General features: G+C 70.7%; 11 protein-coding genes. 8 read left to right on the forward strand and 3 right to left on the reverse strand.

Going from position 1 to position 15,432, the window contains the following annotated elements:
• Positions 1 to 14 precede the first annotated feature (14 nt).
• From asnB to VED21_RS00310, 8 genes are all read left to right on the forward strand, one after another.
• The gene (asnB, locus tag VED21_RS00275; protein WP_324880299.1) at positions 15 to 1,892 is read left to right on the forward strand and encodes an asparagine synthase (glutamine-hydrolyzing); all 1,878 of its coding nucleotides are present in this window, start codon (positions 15 to 17) and stop codon (positions 1,890 to 1,892) included.
• A gap of 27 nt (positions 1,893 to 1,919) precedes the next feature.
• Complete coding sequence (locus VED21_RS00280; RefSeq protein WP_324880300.1) at positions 1,920 to 3,221, forward strand: glycosyltransferase; 1,302 nt, start codon at positions 1,920 to 1,922, stop codon at positions 3,219 to 3,221.
• Between the two features lie 32 nt (positions 3,222 to 3,253).
• Positions 3,254 to 5,809: a hypothetical protein gene (locus VED21_RS00285; RefSeq protein WP_324880301.1), complete on the forward strand. Its 2,556-nt coding sequence runs from the start codon at positions 3,254 to 3,256 to the stop codon at positions 5,807 to 5,809.
• Positions 5,810 to 5,822: 13 nt separating this feature from the next.
• Positions 5,823 to 7,829 carry a hypothetical protein gene (locus VED21_RS00290; protein WP_324880302.1) on the forward strand — a complete coding sequence of 669 codons (2,007 nt, stop codon included), beginning with the start codon at positions 5,823 to 5,825 and terminating at the stop codon, positions 7,827 to 7,829.
• Positions 7,830 to 7,984: 155 nt separating this feature from the next.
• Positions 7,985 to 8,740 carry a class I SAM-dependent methyltransferase gene (locus VED21_RS00295; protein ID WP_324880303.1) on the forward strand — a complete coding sequence of 252 codons (756 nt, stop codon included), beginning with the start codon at positions 7,985 to 7,987 and terminating at the stop codon, positions 8,738 to 8,740.
• 50 nt (positions 8,741 to 8,790) lie between these two features.
• Complete coding sequence (locus VED21_RS00300) at positions 8,791 to 10,893, forward strand: hypothetical protein (protein ID WP_324880304.1); 2,103 nt, start codon at positions 8,791 to 8,793, stop codon at positions 10,891 to 10,893.
• A 68-nt stretch (positions 10,894 to 10,961) separates the two neighbouring features.
• Positions 10,962 to 12,962, forward strand: a complete 2,001-nt coding sequence (locus tag VED21_RS00305) for a sulfotransferase (RefSeq protein ID WP_324880305.1) — start codon at positions 10,962 to 10,964, stop codon at positions 12,960 to 12,962.
• A complete protein-coding gene (locus VED21_RS00310) occupies positions 12,955 to 13,863 on the forward strand; it encodes an NAD(P)-dependent oxidoreductase (protein ID WP_324880306.1) in 909 nt (302 codons plus the stop codon). Before VED21_RS00305 ends, VED21_RS00310 begins: the two co-directional genes overlap by 8 nt.
• A gap of 24 nt (positions 13,864 to 13,887) precedes the next feature.
• On the opposite strand, the gene VED21_RS00315 is transcribed toward VED21_RS00310, so the two are convergent.
• Genes VED21_RS00315 through VED21_RS00325 form a run of 3 tightly spaced genes read right to left on the reverse strand, consistent with a single transcriptional unit; the run spans position 13,888 to position 15,285 of the window.
• The gene (locus VED21_RS00315) at positions 13,888 to 14,184 is read right to left on the reverse strand and encodes a hypothetical protein (protein ID WP_324880307.1); all 297 of its coding nucleotides are present in this window, start codon (positions 14,182 to 14,184) and stop codon (positions 13,888 to 13,890) included.
• A gap of 17 nt (positions 14,185 to 14,201) precedes the next feature.
• Positions 14,202 to 14,954, reverse strand: coding sequence for a hypothetical protein (locus VED21_RS00320; RefSeq protein WP_324880308.1), 753 nt, complete (start codon positions 14,952 to 14,954; stop codon positions 14,202 to 14,204).
• 7 nt (positions 14,955 to 14,961) lie between these two features.
• The gene (locus tag VED21_RS00325) at positions 14,962 to 15,285 is read right to left on the reverse strand and encodes an NAD/NADP transhydrogenase alpha subunit-like protein (RefSeq protein WP_324880309.1); all 324 of its coding nucleotides are present in this window, start codon (positions 15,283 to 15,285) and stop codon (positions 14,962 to 14,964) included.
• Positions 15,286 to 15,432: the final 147 nt, after the last annotated feature.

Genomic DNA, 15,432 nt, shown 5'->3' on the forward strand with positions numbered 1-15,432 from the left:
GAAGGAAGACAGCCATGTGCGGAATCACCGGACTCGTCAGGCGCAACCCGGATGCCGGCGCCGCCGACCCCGTGCCGGCCATGCAGGCGGCCATGACGCACCGCGGTCCGGACGGCGGCGGAAACTATTCCGACGAATGGATCTCCATGGCGATGCGCCGGCTGAGCATCATCGACCTGCACGGCGGATGGCAGCCCCTGTACAACGAGACGAAGTCCATCGTCCTCGTCGCCAACGGCGAGATCTACAATTACATCGAGCTGCGGGCCGAGCTTCAGGCCAAGGGCCACCGCTTCGCCACCGGCAGCGACTGCGAGACCATCATCCACCTGTACGAGGAATACGGGCTGGAGTGCGTCCACAAGCTGCGCGGCATGTTCGCCTTCGCGCTGTGGGACAAGACGCGCCGCCGCTTCGTGCTGTGCCGCGACCGCATGGGCGAGAAGCCCCTGTACATCTACCAGACGCCGCGGCAGATCCTGTTCGCCTCGGAGATGAAGTCGCTGCTGCGGTCGGGCATGGTGCCGTTCCAGCTCGACCCGGCGCAGATCAACCTGTACTTCCATTACCTGTTCGTGCCGGAGCCGGGCACCCCGCTGAAGGGCGTGCGCAAGCTGCCGCCGGGCGGCATGATGGTGATCGACGTCGACACCTGGACGATCTCCGAGACGATCTACTGGGACATGACCCGCGCGGAGCCGCTGGAGGGCGACCCGGCCACGCTGATCGCCGAGCAGCTCGACACCATCAGCGACATCATCATCCGCGCCGACGTGCCGGTCGGGCTGGCGCTGAGCGGCGGCATCGATTCCGGCGCCATCGCCTGCCTGCTGGCGCGCAAGTACCCCGGCAACCTGCACGCCTTCTCGGTCGGCTACCCCGGCCGGCCGCCGTGCGACGAGCGGGCGGAGGCCAAGGCGCTGGCCGATTCCCTCGGCATCGTCTTCCATGACGCCGAACTCGAAACGGAGGCGATGACCGACGGCTTCGCCGACCTCGTCTACTGGCGCGACGACCCGATCGCCGACATCTCCGGCTTCGGCTACGACATGGTCATGCGCACGGCGCTGGCGGCGGGCATCCCGGTCCTGGTGCAGGGCCAGGGGGCGGACGAGCTGTTCTGGGGCTATGCCTGGGTGGCCGAAGCCGCGCAACGCAGCCACGACAAGGCGCTGGCGCGCCTCCAGCGGCGCAACGCGCCGGCGCCGGACTTGGGGCCGGAAGACCAGCTCGTCTTCTACGACATCTCGCCCGGTTTCGAATCCACCGCCCGGGCCGGTGAGCGCGCGTTCACCGAACTGTACCGCGCGGTGCTGGACGAGGACGCGGCGCAGCGCCTGTTCACCGGCAGCCATCTCTGGGAATGGCCGGCGGTGTCGGTGACGCAGCTCATCTGTCAGACGTACCTTCTGGGCAACGGCGTGACGCAGGGCGAACGCCTGGGCATGGCGTCGTCGATCGAGCAGCGCCTTCCCTTCCTCGACTACCGGCTGGCCGAGACGGTGATCGGGCTGCGCAAGACCTACCGCGACGACAACCTGGACCCCAAGCACTGGCTGAAGCAGGCCCTGAAGGGCATCCTGCCCGACGAAGTCATGCTGCGGCCCAAGCGCGGCTTCACGCCGCCGGTCGAGGAATGGCTGACCAGCCTCTTCGCCGCCTACGGCCACGCGCTGCAGGACGGCGTGCTGGTGAGCGCCGGCATCCTGACGCCGGAAGCCGGCCGCGATCTGGCGCGCTTCGACCGGTCGTACGGCGCCAGCCCGGTCGACCTGCCGTTCAAGGCGCTGGTCCTCGAGCTGTGGTGCCGGAGCATGCGAAGCGTCGTCGCCTCGTCCATCCGGCCGACGGCGCCGGTCCGCTCCGCGTCGATCCCGGCACCCGTGCACTGATGCGGCCTCTTCCTGGTGGGGACTAACATGTCGGCAAGCGTCAAGTCGCTCTACGTCATCGATCCGGCGCTGACCGAGCGGCGCGGGCACATGTACAACATCGCCGTCGGTCTGGCCGACACGGCCCGGCGGGCCGGCCTGGACTGCCGGATCTTCGCCAACCGGCTGTTCCGGCCGGAGCCGCAGGAAGAACCCTTCCTGATCCCGCTGTTCACCGAAACCACCCTGACGACCGAGCCTTCGACCTCCCTGGCCTGGAAGTACCTGAACCTCAACCGGCTCTTCCTCAGGCACCTGAAGGAGCTGTCGGCGCAGTACGACTTCCGCGACAGCATCGTGGTCTTCCCGACGGCCAACCAGCTTCTCATCGACGCGATCCAGCGCTGGAACGTGTCGCTGCCCCCCGGCAACCGCACGACGATGATCGTATCGCTGATGCTCCAGGCCGGCGTCCTGTTCGAGTCCGAGACGGAGTTCGTCGTCAAGGACCTGGAGATGGCCAACGTCTACCGCACGGGGCTGGCCGGCTTCGCGCGCCCGGGGCAGGAGAACTGCGTCCTCTGCTCCAACACGGAATCGATCATCCGGGCGTACTCGGCGCTGTACGGCGGCCCGATCCGCTTCCACCCCACCCTGTGCGGCACGCCCGACCCCCGGTACCTGCTCGAAGGCCGCGCCGCGCGCCAGGGGCGCCGCCCGCAGGTCGTGCTGTACATCGGCGAGATCAAGCCCGACAAGGGTTTCCACCTCGTGCCGGACGTGCTGACGCAGGCGCTGGAGCGCGGCCTGCCGGCGGACTACTTCATCCAGATCCACGGCGTGGAGGGGTATCGCATCCGCTTCGCCGCGGAAATCGAGCGGATCCGCGAACTGGCCGCCGCGAACCCCAACGTCAGGGTTGTCGAAGGTTTCTTGAGCTGCGAGGACTACTACCGTACGGTGAGCAGCGCCGGCGCCTTCGTTCTGCCGTACGATTCGGAGATCTACCGCGACATGTCCTCGGGCGTGCTGATGGAAGCGCTGTACTACGACGCGCCGGTGGTCGTCCCCACCGCCTCGTGGATGGACGTGGAGAGCAAGGCCTACAAGGCCGGTCGCGTCACCTTCGAGCGGATGGAGGCCGGCGAGATCACGGACGCCCTGGCGCGCCTGCTGGAGGAGCACCCCGAGCACGCCGCCCGCTCGGCCGAGGCCGGGCAGCGCTACCGCGACGCCAACGGATTTGACCGGTTCCTCGACGTGGCGATGGAATGGCATAGTGAGCCGCGGCCGGAGCGCACCCCCATCGGTGACCCGGGCCGCATGGCCTGGCAACCGATCTTCGCCTGAGCCGCCCCCATTTGCCAGTGCAGGAACGCAGGATGCGTTATCTCCAGATCGTCACGCTCGAACAGGCTGCGCTTTCCTGGCTCTACGGCGGCCATGACGGGCTCGACGCGCGGAGCGCGGCCGAACAGCACGCCGCCATCGCGGAATCCGGGCTTCTCATCGGGCGCGACCTTGCGGAACCGATGCGCGATCACGGCTGGGACGCGGCGCTGGTCGTCGCCAACGCCCGCCAGCACCAGGAGCGCTGGGCGCGCGAGCAGGGCTGCGCCGACCTGCTGACGGCGCCCGACTGGATGACGCGCGTGCTGGCCGCACAGATCGAGCGGATGGCGCCGGACGTGCTGCACGTCATCGACCAGGACCTGTTCGCCAGCCGTCTCCCATCGCTGACCGCGTGGCGTCCGCGGCTGGTCGTCGGCGGGCCGAGCCCGGCCGCCGAACCGCGCGCGCACGGCTTCGATGTCCTGGCGCCGTGGCCGGGGACCGGCGAGCTGAGCGGGCTGCTGCCGTTCTCCGACGGGCAGGATCCGCCGGCGGCGGCGATGGCCGACGGCCTGTGGGATATCGTCTATGCCGGCACGCTGACCACCGAATCCGAGGGGGTCCTGCGCTGCCTGCAGGCGGTGGCCGAGAGCCCGGCGGTGCTGGATGGGCGGCTGCGGGCGGCCTTCTTCGTCGATGTGGAGCCGGGCCTGCGCGTGCCCGATCCGGTGGCCCGCCACATCCGGCCGCGCCTGTGGGGCTGGCGCCTGCAATGGCAGGTCCGCTCGGCGCGGGTGATGCTGCACGCCGACCGGCCGGGCATCGCGGCGGCCGCCGAATTGCTGAACCGGACCGCCTGCGGGGCGGCGGTGGTGCTCGCCGCCGATTTCGGGCGGTCGCCGCTGTGCCAGCTGTCGTTCCAGGGCCTGCCGGCGGTCGCCGCGACGCCGGCCGACGCCGCGGCCACCCTGATCCGGCTGGCGGAGCGGCACGTGGACGAGGATGGTGCCGACTGCGCCGGGGTACGCGCCCGGCACGACCGCCAGGCCCGCGCGCAGCAGCTCGACCGCCTGCTGCGCCGCCGCCTGGGCCAGGCGGCGCCAGCGCTGTCCGCGCCGACGGTGCCGGGCGGCGCCGGCGCGTCCCCGGTGGCGCGGATGGCGCGCCTGTGGCGGCAGGGGCAGCGCGCCGAACTGGCGGCGCTTGCCGGCGCCGCGGCGGCGGCCGGGGGCGCCGACGCCGTGTGGTACCGGCGGGTGCAGGCCGACGTCCTGGAAGCCGAAGGGCAGGCCGCGGACGCCGCCACCATCCGGCGCACGCTGATGGACGACCCGCGCATGCCGGGCGCCCTGCGCCTCGACCTCGCCAGCGCGCTGCACCGTGACGGCGAGGCGGAGCAGCTGCTGGCGGCGGCGCTGGAGAGCAACCCGCTGGGTTCGGCCGACCAGATTCGTTCCGCCGCGCTCCTGCGCCGGGACACCGGCCGCGAGTGGCTGGTCGTACTCGGCATCGACGGCGACGACCCGGGCGGCGCCGGCCGGCTGGTGGCGCGGCTGCGCGAGACGCTGCCGGCGCTGGTGCCCAACGTGCAGTTCTACCGGGCGCGCGACCTCGGCGACGCCGTGGTCGACCAGGTGCTGGACCGTCAGGCGCGCACCGATGCCGAGATCCTGCTAATCCATCCGCAGTGCCTGGGTTTCGGCCGCACCAACAGCCTGATCCTGGGGGCGCGGCGGCCGGTGCTCCTGTACCTCCTGGACAGCAGCTTCTTCTGCGTGCGCAGCTACAACCACCGGCCGGGCATGTTCTCGCCCTGCACGGAATGCGCCGGCGGAAGCTTCGACCGGCAGATGGCGCTGGGCTGCCAGCCGTTCCCGATCGCCGATCCGGCGGCGATGGCGTACACCAAGCTGCTGCTCATGCAGGCCCGCGCCGGCCGGGTGCGGCCGTTCGCCCAGAACCGCGCCCAGGCGGCGCTGGCACGGCGCCACTTCGGGCCGCAGGTCCCGGTGCCGGTGGTCGGCATGTGGACCGCCGACCTGGAGCTGCTGTTTCCGGGCGGGGCGCTGCCGCCCGTCGCCGCCGAGCCGGGAACCGGTCCCGTGGTGTTCCACGCCTGGCACCTCGACCCCAAGGGCATGAGCTGGACGGTGGAAGTGGCGCGCCATTGTCCCGAGGTGGAGTTCCTGTTCCCCTTCGTCGCCGGCATGATCGGGCAGGAGCCGCCGCCCAACTGCCGGTTCGAATCCATCACCTGGGAAACCGGGCTGGAGGAACGGGTGCGGACGGCCCGCCTGACGCTGGTGCCGTCCATGTGGTCGGCGCCCATCGAAGGATCGCTGGTCAAGAGCCTCATCTGCTCCCCGGCGGTCGGCGTGGTCGACGCCGAAACCACCTTCTCCAGCGAGATTCCGGACGACGTGCTGCTCAAGCTGCCCGTCGACCCGCGGGCGGCGGCCGACCTGCTGCGGGCCCGGCTGGCGGCGGACTGGCGGCCCGATCCGCAGGCGCTGACCGGCTGGCTGGCCGAGTTCGTGCGGACCAACCGGGCGATGACCGACAACCTGCACGGGGCGGTGGTCCGGACCGCAGACAGCGCCACGTGACGAGGAGCCGGGCGTGAGCGAAGCCACCCTCGTGGTGCCGTCCGACGAGGACGGCGCGCCGGTGCGGCTGGATGGTGCCGGGATCGCTGCCCAGTCGTTGCGTGCGGAAACCGACGTTGCCGGCTTCGAGGAAGCCTTGGCGGCGGAGGAGGGGGCGACCCTGTGGACGACCACTGGCGAAGTGCCGTACCAGCGCCTGCGCAGCCGGACGGTCCACGCCGGGGGAGGGAAGGGCGCCGCCTATCAGGTGAGCGCCCGTGTCTTCCCGGGCCCGGGCGTGTCCACCGCCGGGCTGCGCGTCACCTTCCGCGACCACGGCACGGCGTTCGCCGACGTCGCCGTCACGCCGGGCGTGTGGCAGACCCTGGAGGCCACGTTCGCTGCGCCGGCCGGACATGCCGAGCTGATCGTGTTCGTCTATCCGGCCACGGACGCCTCCGACGGCGATGACCGCGCGGGCCTGCGCTGCGCCACGGCCGCCATCACGGTCCGGCGGGTGGCGGCGGACGCATCCGTTCCCGCGGAACAGGCGGTCCGGACGGGCGCGGCCGCGCCCGGCGGGATCGTCCTCCAACCGTTCCCCGGCGAAGAGGCCCTGGCCGACGACCATCCCATTCTGCCGGTGTGGAAAGGCCGGACGCTGATGCGCGCCGGGGACCTTCGCGACGGCGAATGGAGCTTCGATTCCCTGTCGCCCGTCGGGGTGTTGCCGTCCGCGGGACACGCGGGGCGCGCCACGCAGGTGACGACGCGCGGCGCCAGTTCCCACCAGCGCGTTTCGCGTGTCTTTCGCATCACCGGCGACGCGGTGCGCTGCCACGTCGCGTTCAGCGTGCTGCCCGACGAGTCCGTGACGGCCGTCGGCGTCCGCCTCACCGCGGGAATTTCCGGTACGAGCACGGACGCCCGGACCGTCACGCCCAACCGCTGGCAACGCCTGAGCTTCGCCTTCGACCTTCCCCCGTCGGGCCGCAAGCTCTGCGTGTTCCTTTATCCCGCCACCGGGCCGCACGACGACGATCCGCGCGCCGGGGCGACCAGCGTCGTCGCCAACGTGTCGGTCTGGCTGGAATACCGCCCGGCGATGGCCCGCATTCTCGGCGGCCTGGGAAGCCTGGTCGGTTTCGTCCGCGGCCACGTCCTGTCGGGCCGGGGCCGTCTGCACGCGCCGCGTGACGACGGCTTTCAGCCCGTCGGCCGTCAGTTCGGCCTGCCCAAGGCGGATCTTGAGTTCGTGGCCAGGTTCTGGCGCCCCTTGATCCCCGATCCGGAGAACGGGACCGTTCCGCTGAGAAACCTTCTCGCCGCCCGGATCGTCGAAGGGTTCAAGGAGGACCGCGCGATCCTGGCGGACCGCTACCCGGCGCTGAACGACCGCCAGAGCCTGATCCTGTACGTGATGCTGCGCGTCCACGGCAGCTTCGCGTCCTATGTCGCGTCCGGGAACACGCCGGAACAGGAGCTGGACTGGCTTTTGTCCAAGCGTGGCAACTGCTCGCACCACACCATCCGGATCATGATCGTCCTGTGGGCCCTTGGCCTGCCGAGCGTGGCCGTCACGATCGTGACGGGGCAGATGAACGGCCACATCGTCGTCTCGGCCCACGATCCGGCGAACGGCACGGCCTACCTTCTCGATGCCACGATGAACGTGTTCGCGTGCGTCGACGGCGCCGGCAGCCACTTCATGGAGGAGATCAGGCACTGGCCATCGGACAGGCGGAGCGCGCATTTCTCAGGCGGGAACGCCGTGATCCACTGCCCGTTCTGGCACCGCTTCGTCGACATGTCCTACTTCGTGTCCGAGGCGAAGCCGTATCCGCTGTTTTCCACGGAGTCGTTCAACGAGCACCATTACAATGGCCGGCGGATGTTCTACCGCTCGTTTCTGGCCGAGGAAGTGGGAGCGGCCGGCGACGGCGACGGCGTGATCCGGTACGATTCGCTCGAAAGCCTTCTCCCACCCGAAACCCTGACGCACTGGCAGGGACGGAACGATCATGACGGTGCGCCGCCATGACGGTTTGCGCCCCGCGCAGCGGCGCCGACGGGGGAGGGTTTGACCATCGGCGTCCCGTATGCCAGGGTAGCGGCGGCCTCCCCCAGGATGACCGTTCAAGGCACGCGCTCCCCTGTCCCGGGCCCTGCCACTGACGAAGGAAACGGCTGCTCACCATGTCGAAGATCGAATTCTACAAAGAGCGCTACTCGGATGTCGTCGGTTTCTTCGATGAGAACGACATGTTCGTCTGGGACTTTCTGTTCCGGCAGCAGGCGCATCTCGGAGCGAGCGGCGGCTACCTGGAAATCGGCATCTACCGCGGCAAATCGGCGCTGTTCGGCGCGCTGAACATGGGGCAGGACGAACCGGTGGCCCTGGTCGACTGCTCGGGCGACGCCGTCGATTACGTCATACGGATGATCAGCGAGTTCCACCCGGAGAACAACATCGGTATTCACGCCTGGTCGCGCAAGCTGAAGACGCACCGGAACCTGATGAACATGCACCACGGGTTCCGCTTCGCTCACATCGACGGCGACCACACCGGGTACTCGCTGATCAACGACCTGGAAGCCACGGCCGATCTGGTTTCCGACTTCGGCATCATCGCCCTCGACGACTTCATGAACCCCTGCTATCCGCAGTTGACGGCGGCGGCCTACCACTTCCTGTTCAAGAACCAGTTCGAGTGGAAGATGGTGCTCAACGCGAGCGCGAAGTGCTATCTGGTGCGCGCCCACGCGCATGCCGCGTACGACAAACTCATCCGCGAACGGATGCCGGCGGAGCTTGAGGAAAAGAACATTGCCCTCACCCTGCGCCGGACGTCCTTCGCGAACGACTTCGGCTGCTTCAGCCTCGTCCGGCCGGACCCGTCGGGCCGCAAGCTGCTGGGCATGGACTCCGACGTCGACTTTATTCCCTATTGACGGCGTTCTCCCGCGGTCTGGATGCGTGACCGGGGGAGCGGGAGACCAGCGTGCGTGATTGCCTGTGCGTGGCGGCGCCGTATGTCGGCGCCGCCGCTTCCTTGTCCATGCGCCTCGACGGGCACGGAGCCGTTCCCCAGTCGCTGCGGGCCGAGGCTGAGTCCGCCAGCATCGCCCCGCCCGCGCCGGACGCGGATCCGGATGCGCCCGGGGATCGGGACGCTGCGCCCACGTGGTCCACGACGGGCGAAGCCGCGCACCAGCGACTGCGCTACCAGGACGTCCCGTCGGACGGCCGGGCCGGCGACGTCTACCGCATCCAGGCGCAGGTCTTCCCAGGGCCGGGTGTCTCCACCGTGGGGCTGCGCATCACCTTCCGGGACGTCGGCACGGAGTTCGTCGACGTGGCGGTGCGACCGGGAGCTTGGCAGACCGTCGAGGCATCGTTCACTGCGCCCGCCACGCACACCGCCGTGGTGGTGTTCCTCTATCCCGCGACGGGCGGGGCCGACGACGACGGCCGGGCCGGACTTTGCTGCGCCACCGGCGCCGTCACGCTGACGCGGATCCCGGCCGCGCGGGTCACTAAGCCCGCGGTTGAGGAAGTGGCCGAGACGGCAGCGCCCCCGCCCCCGGAGCCCCCCGCGCCGGACGCTGGCGGAGGCTGGCCGGTGGCGTCTCCGCCGTTCCGGAAACGGCGGGTCCTGCTCCATGCCGAGAACCTGAACGACGGGGCTTGGCTGGCCGACTCCCTGAAGACCGAGCCGGCGCCGAACGGCAGGCGATCCGGCGCGCTCACCCACGTCACCAGCCTGGGCAGCAGCCGCCATCAGCGCCTGTCCCGCCACATTCCCGTTCCCCTGGAAGCCGGGCGGTGCTTCATCTCCTTCCTCATCCTCCCGGGTCCATCGGTCACCACCGTGGGGCTGCGAGTCACCGCGCCCGCGGACGACGCCCATTGGTCGGACATCGCTGTCGAGGCCGTGGAGCCCGGGGTATGGCAGCGCGTCACCTTTGCCTTCGACGTGCCGCGCGCGCCGTCGGGCGTGATCGTCTTCCTCTACCCGACAACCCCGCCCTACGACGACGACCGCCGCGCCGGCCTGACCAGCACCCTGGGCGAGGTCCGCATCTGGACGCAGCGCGCCGGCGGCGTCGGGCGCGTGCTGGAGCGGATCGGCGGATGGCTCGGGCATGCCGGCCGATACTGGCTGCCCGGGCGCAGGCGCCTTTACACGGTGTCCGCCGACGGGATGCGGCCGGTCGGGCGGGAGTTCGGCCTGCCCAAGGCGGATATCGAGTTCTGCGCCCGCTTCTGGCGTCCGCTGCTCGACATTCCGGGGGACCTGCCGGTTCCCGTCGCGGAGCACATCCGGGCCACGATCCTGCAAGACTTCGAGGCGGACAAGGCGTTCCTCGCCACCCGTCATCCGACGCTGGGCGAGCGCCAGCGCCTCGTCCTCTACGCGATGCTGCGCACGCACGGCAGCTTCGCCTCGTACACCCCCTGCGAAGGCAAGGTGCGGCACGAGGACGAATGGCTGCTGTCGCCGCAGGGGAACTGCACACACCACGCCGTCCGGGCGATGATCATCCTGTGGGCGCTCGGCATACCGGCGTTCACCGTGACGATCCTGGTCGGTGGGCTGAACGGACACGTCCTGCTGTCGGCGTTCGATCCCGCCGACAACACGGCCTACCTGCTTGACGGCACCATGAACGTGTTCGGCTTCGTGCCCGGCGCCACGACCCATTACGTCGAGGAGGTCGGCCGCTGGCCACTGGCGCGGCGGATCCGCTTCTTCTCCGAGCCCGGCGCCCTGGTGTTCAACCCGTTCTGGCACCGCTTCGTCGACATGTCGTACTTCGCGGCGACGAACCGCGGCTTTCCCCTGCACTCGGCCGATTCCTTCAACGCGCACCACCTCGAGAACCGCGAGAGGTTCTACTGGTCGTTCTTCACGGCCGACATGCAGGCGGCCGCGCGCAGCGGACGCTGGCCGGCGGTCATCCGCTACCGGACGCTCGGCGATTACCTCACCCCCTGGGCGCTCGATGGATGGCTGTCGGTGCGTCAACAGTCCCCGGCCGAGGCGGATGAGGCCGAGGACGCCGGCTTTCCCGATCGCCGCCCGGCCGCCCCCTCCCGATAACCGTGGCCTTGACCGCTGCCGCCGGGCCGGCTTTGATGCGCCGACAGGATGCGCACGGTGGTGACGGCATGGCAATCGATCCGGTTCTGAGCGCGCTCGCACGCGACAACCCGTGGCCCGACCTGCCGGATCCCCGTGAAGCCGAACCTTTCACCTTCGCCCTGGACGGCGGCGGGCGGGACCTCGTGACCGACCTCATCCGCACGCACGACATCCGCTGCATGGTCGAGGTGGGTTGCTTCCTGGGCGGATCGGCCCGGCAATGGCTTGAGGCGTCCGACCGCCTGATCGTCATCGGCGTCGATCCGTGGCTGGACGAATGGGGCGGCAGCCTCGCCCAGATGCTGACGATCCAGCCGCGCCCGGACTGGCTGCAGGGGGTGGAACTGGAACGCTACGCGCGCCTCGTGGAACGGTACGGCACCTACCGGATCGCCCTGAACAACCTGCGCGCGTTCAAGGACCGTTTCATCCCGGTGCGGCGCGCGGCGCCGGCCGCGTACCGGTACCTGAAGAAGGCCGGGGTGAAGCCCGGCCTCGTCTACATCGACGCCATGAAGCAGCGGCGGGAATTCTGGGACGCGCACAAGCTGTTCCCCGACGCCGTCCTGGCGGGCGACGACTGGACGTGGCCCGACCGGCGCGGGCGTTTCCCGGTGCGCGACCACATCTACGAGATCGCGCGGGCGCGGAACGCCGTGTCCGTGACGTCGTCCGCGGCGACCTGGCTGATCCGGGAGGAGCGGCTGGACCCGCCCCGGCCGATCTACGGGCGGGTGGAGAGCGTGCAGCCGCCGGCGGTCGCCCGGCCGCATTCCCCGATGCGGATGGTCATCGATCCCGCGACCCTGCGGTCCCAGTCGCTGCGTCCGGCGGGGGAGGGCGACCGCTTCGCCGGGGGCCGACTGCCGGCCGGGGCCGTGGGGATGGTCACCACGGGCGAGGTGCCGCACCAGCGTCTGATCTCGCCGGACATCCCCTTCGCCAACCCGGCGGGAACGCACTACCGGGTGCGGTTCCGCGTCCTGCCCGGTGACGGCGTGACCACCGTCGGCATCCGCCTGACGTTCGAGCGCAAGGCGTCGCGCTTCATCGACGTCGATGTCGTGCCCGGGCGCTGGCAGACGGTGGCCGTTGCCCTGGACGCGCCGATCGACCACACGTACCTCCTGCTCTTCCTCTATCCGGCGACCACCGCCCAGGACCAGGACGGCCGGCCGGACCTGCGCATGGCGCTGGCGCACATCGAGTTGAGCCCGCAGGAGGAGGTGGCGCGGACGCCGGCGCCGGCGCCCGCAGCGCCGCTCCCCGCGGACGACCTGGCCCTGGCGCGGAGCAAGCGCCCGATCTTCATCGTCGGCTGCGGGCACAGCGGCACGTCGCTGCTCGCCGCCATGATGGATTCCCATCACGGCATCATGGCCTATCCGGGCGAGAGCTACGCGTTCCATGGCGACGACTGGGAAAGCCGCCTGGGGCTCCTGGTCTCCCTTGCGAAGACGGCGGAGGAGCGCGGCATCCGGCGGATCTGCGAGAAGACACCCAGCCACGTTCACGACGTCGACCGCATACGCCGTGTCTTTCCCGATGCGCCGGTGCTCTACGTCGTGCGCGACGGGCGCGACGTCGCCTGCTCGGTGGCCAAACGGACCGGCGACCTCGCCGACGGCGTCGCCATGTGGATTGCCGAGAACACCGCCGGCCTGGCGATGATGCGCCGGCACGGCGGCGTCATGCAGGTCCGCTACGAGGATCTGGTCGCCGACAGCCGCGGCGTTCTGGAACGTGTTTGCGCCTTCGTGGGCGAGCCCTTCGACGAACGGATGCTGTCCCACCACACCGTCCAGCGCACGTGGTTCGGCATCGGTACCCTGGCCGCCGTGCGCCGGGTCTTCGAGAAGGGAATCTCGCTGGCCGAGCGGGAGCGGCGCCACCGCACCCGCCGGAACTGGCAGATCAACCAGCCGCTGTTCGACGGCCGAGGCGAGTGGCTGGACCTGCCGGCGGACCGCCGCGACTGGCTGAACGAACAGCTCGGCCCGCTGCTCAGGGAGTTGGGTTATGACTGAGGTGCCGCTCGTGGGCAGCGTCCTGATCACCGGCGCCACCGGATACATCGGCCATCGGCTCGCGGCGGCGCTGGTCGGGGCGGGCCGGCAGGTCCATGCCCTGGTGCGCCCGTCCTCCGGCCGGGATCGCCTGCCCGGTTCCGCGGTGGCCCACGTCTACGACGGTTCCGCCGACAGCGTGCGCCGGGCGGTGGCGGCGAGCGCCCCCGACACCGTGTTCCACCTCGCCGCCGAACAGGCCCCGGCCGGGCCCGAGGCACTGAACGCGCTGGTCGGCGGCAACGTGCTGATGCCGCTGCAACTGATGGCCGCGATGGCCGAGGCGGGCGGCGGTCATCTGGTCACCGCCGCCACCTACTGGGAATACGACGAGGCGGGCCGCTTCCGCCCCAACAGCCTGTATGCCGCCAGCAAACGTGCGGCGCTGGCCTTCGCCGAGCACTTCGCGCACCACGGCGCGCTGCGGACCACCGCGCTGGTGCTGTACGACGTCTACGGCGAGGACGACTGGCGCAACAAGATCCTCACCGACTGGCGCCGGCGCCTGGGCACGGACGAGCCGGCCGACGCCACGCCCGGCGAGCAGGAGGTTTCCTTCGTGCACGTCGACGACGTCGTGCGGGGCTTCCTGGCCGCGGCCGCCGCCCCGCCGGCAGGCGGGGGCGAGGGCGGTGGCATCGCCACCTTCGCCCTGCCGGCCGAGCGTTTCGTCACGCTGCGCGAGGCCGCGGCGCTGTTCGAGGCGGTGTCGGGCCAACGCCTGCCGGTGCGCTGGGGCGCGCGGCCCTACCCGCCGCACCAGATCTTCCGGCCGGTGCGCTGCCTTCCCGTGCTGCCGGGCTGGCGCCCGCGGGTCACGCTGGAGGACGGCATCCGGCGGATGCTGGACCGGGCGCTTTAGGCGGGCGGGCCGCGCTTGCGCTTGTCAGGCGTCCTCCGCATCGGCGAAGGGCGACGGCCCCCCGGCCAGACGCGGCCCCTTCAGGCGCTCGTAGAGCGCTTCGTAGCGCAGGCCATCGCCGTTGCCCGGAAAGTCGCCGTCGCCAAGCGTGAGCGTCGCCACGGCGACCGGCCGGCAGCCGCCGGCCCGCGCGGCGGCGTCGAGGTAGCCGGCCATGGTGACCTGGGCCACCGCCTGCACGCGGTCCACCTGCACCGCCAGGATGTGCCAGTAGGTGGCATCGACGCCGAACTCGGTGGGCGTCGCCTTGATGAGAGCCATGCTGTTCCTCCCCGTGGTCAGGAAATGACGGCGAGCTTGCGGATCGTGCCGCCCGCGTCGCGGATCTCGATGCTGCCGGTGATCGGTGCGTCGGCCGTCGCCGTGTGGGTGCCGAAGCGCACGCGCCCGCCGGTGCCCTTCGGCGTCAGGGCGAGGTCGACCTGCGCGTCGGCGCCGTCGGCGGCCAGGGCGGGCGCGCCGCCCGTCGCCGCCCCGGTGACCTGGAGGCGGTTCACCGCGTTCGCCGTCGCGTTGACGCGCAGGCTCTCCATTCCTATGGCGCCGCCGAACGCCATGGCGCCGGTGTCGCGGTTGAGGTGAAGCGCGGTGACGTCCGCCGTCGTCCCCTTGCGATAGACGAGCCGCAGGTGCCCGTCGGTGTTGCGGTTGATGAAACCGAAGCCGTAGGTGGCCGCCGACAGGTCGCCGCCGGCGTTGTAGCTGCCGACGAACGGCACGGTGTCGGAGTTGCCGCCGTGCAGGACGCCCCGGACCGTTCCGGGGCCGGACAGGCGGATGGCGTCGGCCGCCACCGTCACGCGCTCGACGCCGCCCGCGACGAGGGACAGCGTGTCGTTGCCCGGACGGTGCAGGCCGGTGTCGGTGTCACCCGCGAAAGCCAGGGCCGGCGCTCCGGGGGTGCCGTCGGACAGGTGGGCCGCGCCGCCGAACACTGCGGTCCCCGTGAAGGCGGGGGCGTGCTTGGAGGCGTAGGGCGTGAGGTCGACCGGCGGGACGGTCACGATGGGCAGGGAGTAGCGTCCGGTCATGGCGCGGTCACCCCCCGAAGAAGCTCAGCGACACGACGCACGCCTCGGACGCCACCAGGCCCAGGCTGGCGACACCCGCGAGGCGGCGGGCGGCGGGCGACAGCTCGGGCGCGCCGCCGCCGAGGTTGTCGGCCGCCGGAACCGCCGCCGCCGCCCCGTACTGCACCCAGAAGGGGGCGGTGGCGTTGAAGATGACGCTGGTCGCCCCGGCGGGCACGGCCACGCTCTTGGGCACGCCGGCTGCCAGAACGACGGCATAGCGGGTGTCGGACGGCGTTGCGATGTCGGTCGGCGCCCCCATCGCGTCCTCGAACGTTCGGAATACACGCATGCAGGTCTCCTCGATGCGAAGGTGAGGTCTGCCGCCACAAAAAAACCGCCGCGGCCGAAGGCCGGGCGGTGGTGGCAGACACGGGTGTCCGCTTGGCAGGACAGCATATAGTCCTACCAAGCGGCCTTCGTCAAGGAAAATAGTCTC

The sequence above is a fragment of the Azospirillum sp. genome (assembly GCF_035627195.1).
Classification (GTDB): domain Bacteria; phylum Pseudomonadota; class Alphaproteobacteria; order Azospirillales; family Azospirillaceae; genus Azospirillum.

Excerpts from the sequence above, each read along its gene's own strand:
- asnB (WP_324880299.1), top strand. The coding sequence starts at position 15 with ATGTGCGGAATCACCGGACTCGTCAGGCGCAACCCGGATGCCGGCGCC.
- VED21_RS00280 (WP_324880300.1), top strand. The coding sequence starts at position 1,920 with ATGTCGGCAAGCGTCAAGTCGCTCTACGTCATCGATCCGGCGCTGACC.
- VED21_RS00285 (WP_324880301.1), top strand. The coding sequence starts at position 3,254 with ATGCGTTATCTCCAGATCGTCACGCTCGAACAGGCTGCGCTTTCCTGG.
- VED21_RS00295 (WP_324880303.1), top strand. The coding sequence starts at position 7,985 with ATGTCGAAGATCGAATTCTACAAAGAGCGCTACTCGGATGTCGTCGGT.
- VED21_RS00305 (WP_324880305.1), top strand. The coding sequence starts at position 10,962 with ATGGCAATCGATCCGGTTCTGAGCGCGCTCGCACGCGACAACCCGTGG.
- VED21_RS00310 (WP_324880306.1), top strand. The coding sequence starts at position 12,955 with ATGACTGAGGTGCCGCTCGTGGGCAGCGTCCTGATCACCGGCGCCACC.
- VED21_RS00315 (WP_324880307.1), bottom strand. The coding sequence starts at position 14,184 with ATGGCTCTCATCAAGGCGACGCCCACCGAGTTCGGCGTCGATGCCACC.
- VED21_RS00320 (WP_324880308.1), bottom strand. The coding sequence starts at position 14,954 with ATGACCGGACGCTACTCCCTGCCCATCGTGACCGTCCCGCCGGTCGAC.
- VED21_RS00325 (WP_324880309.1), bottom strand. The coding sequence starts at position 15,285 with ATGCGTGTATTCCGAACGTTCGAGGACGCGATGGGGGCGCCGACCGAC.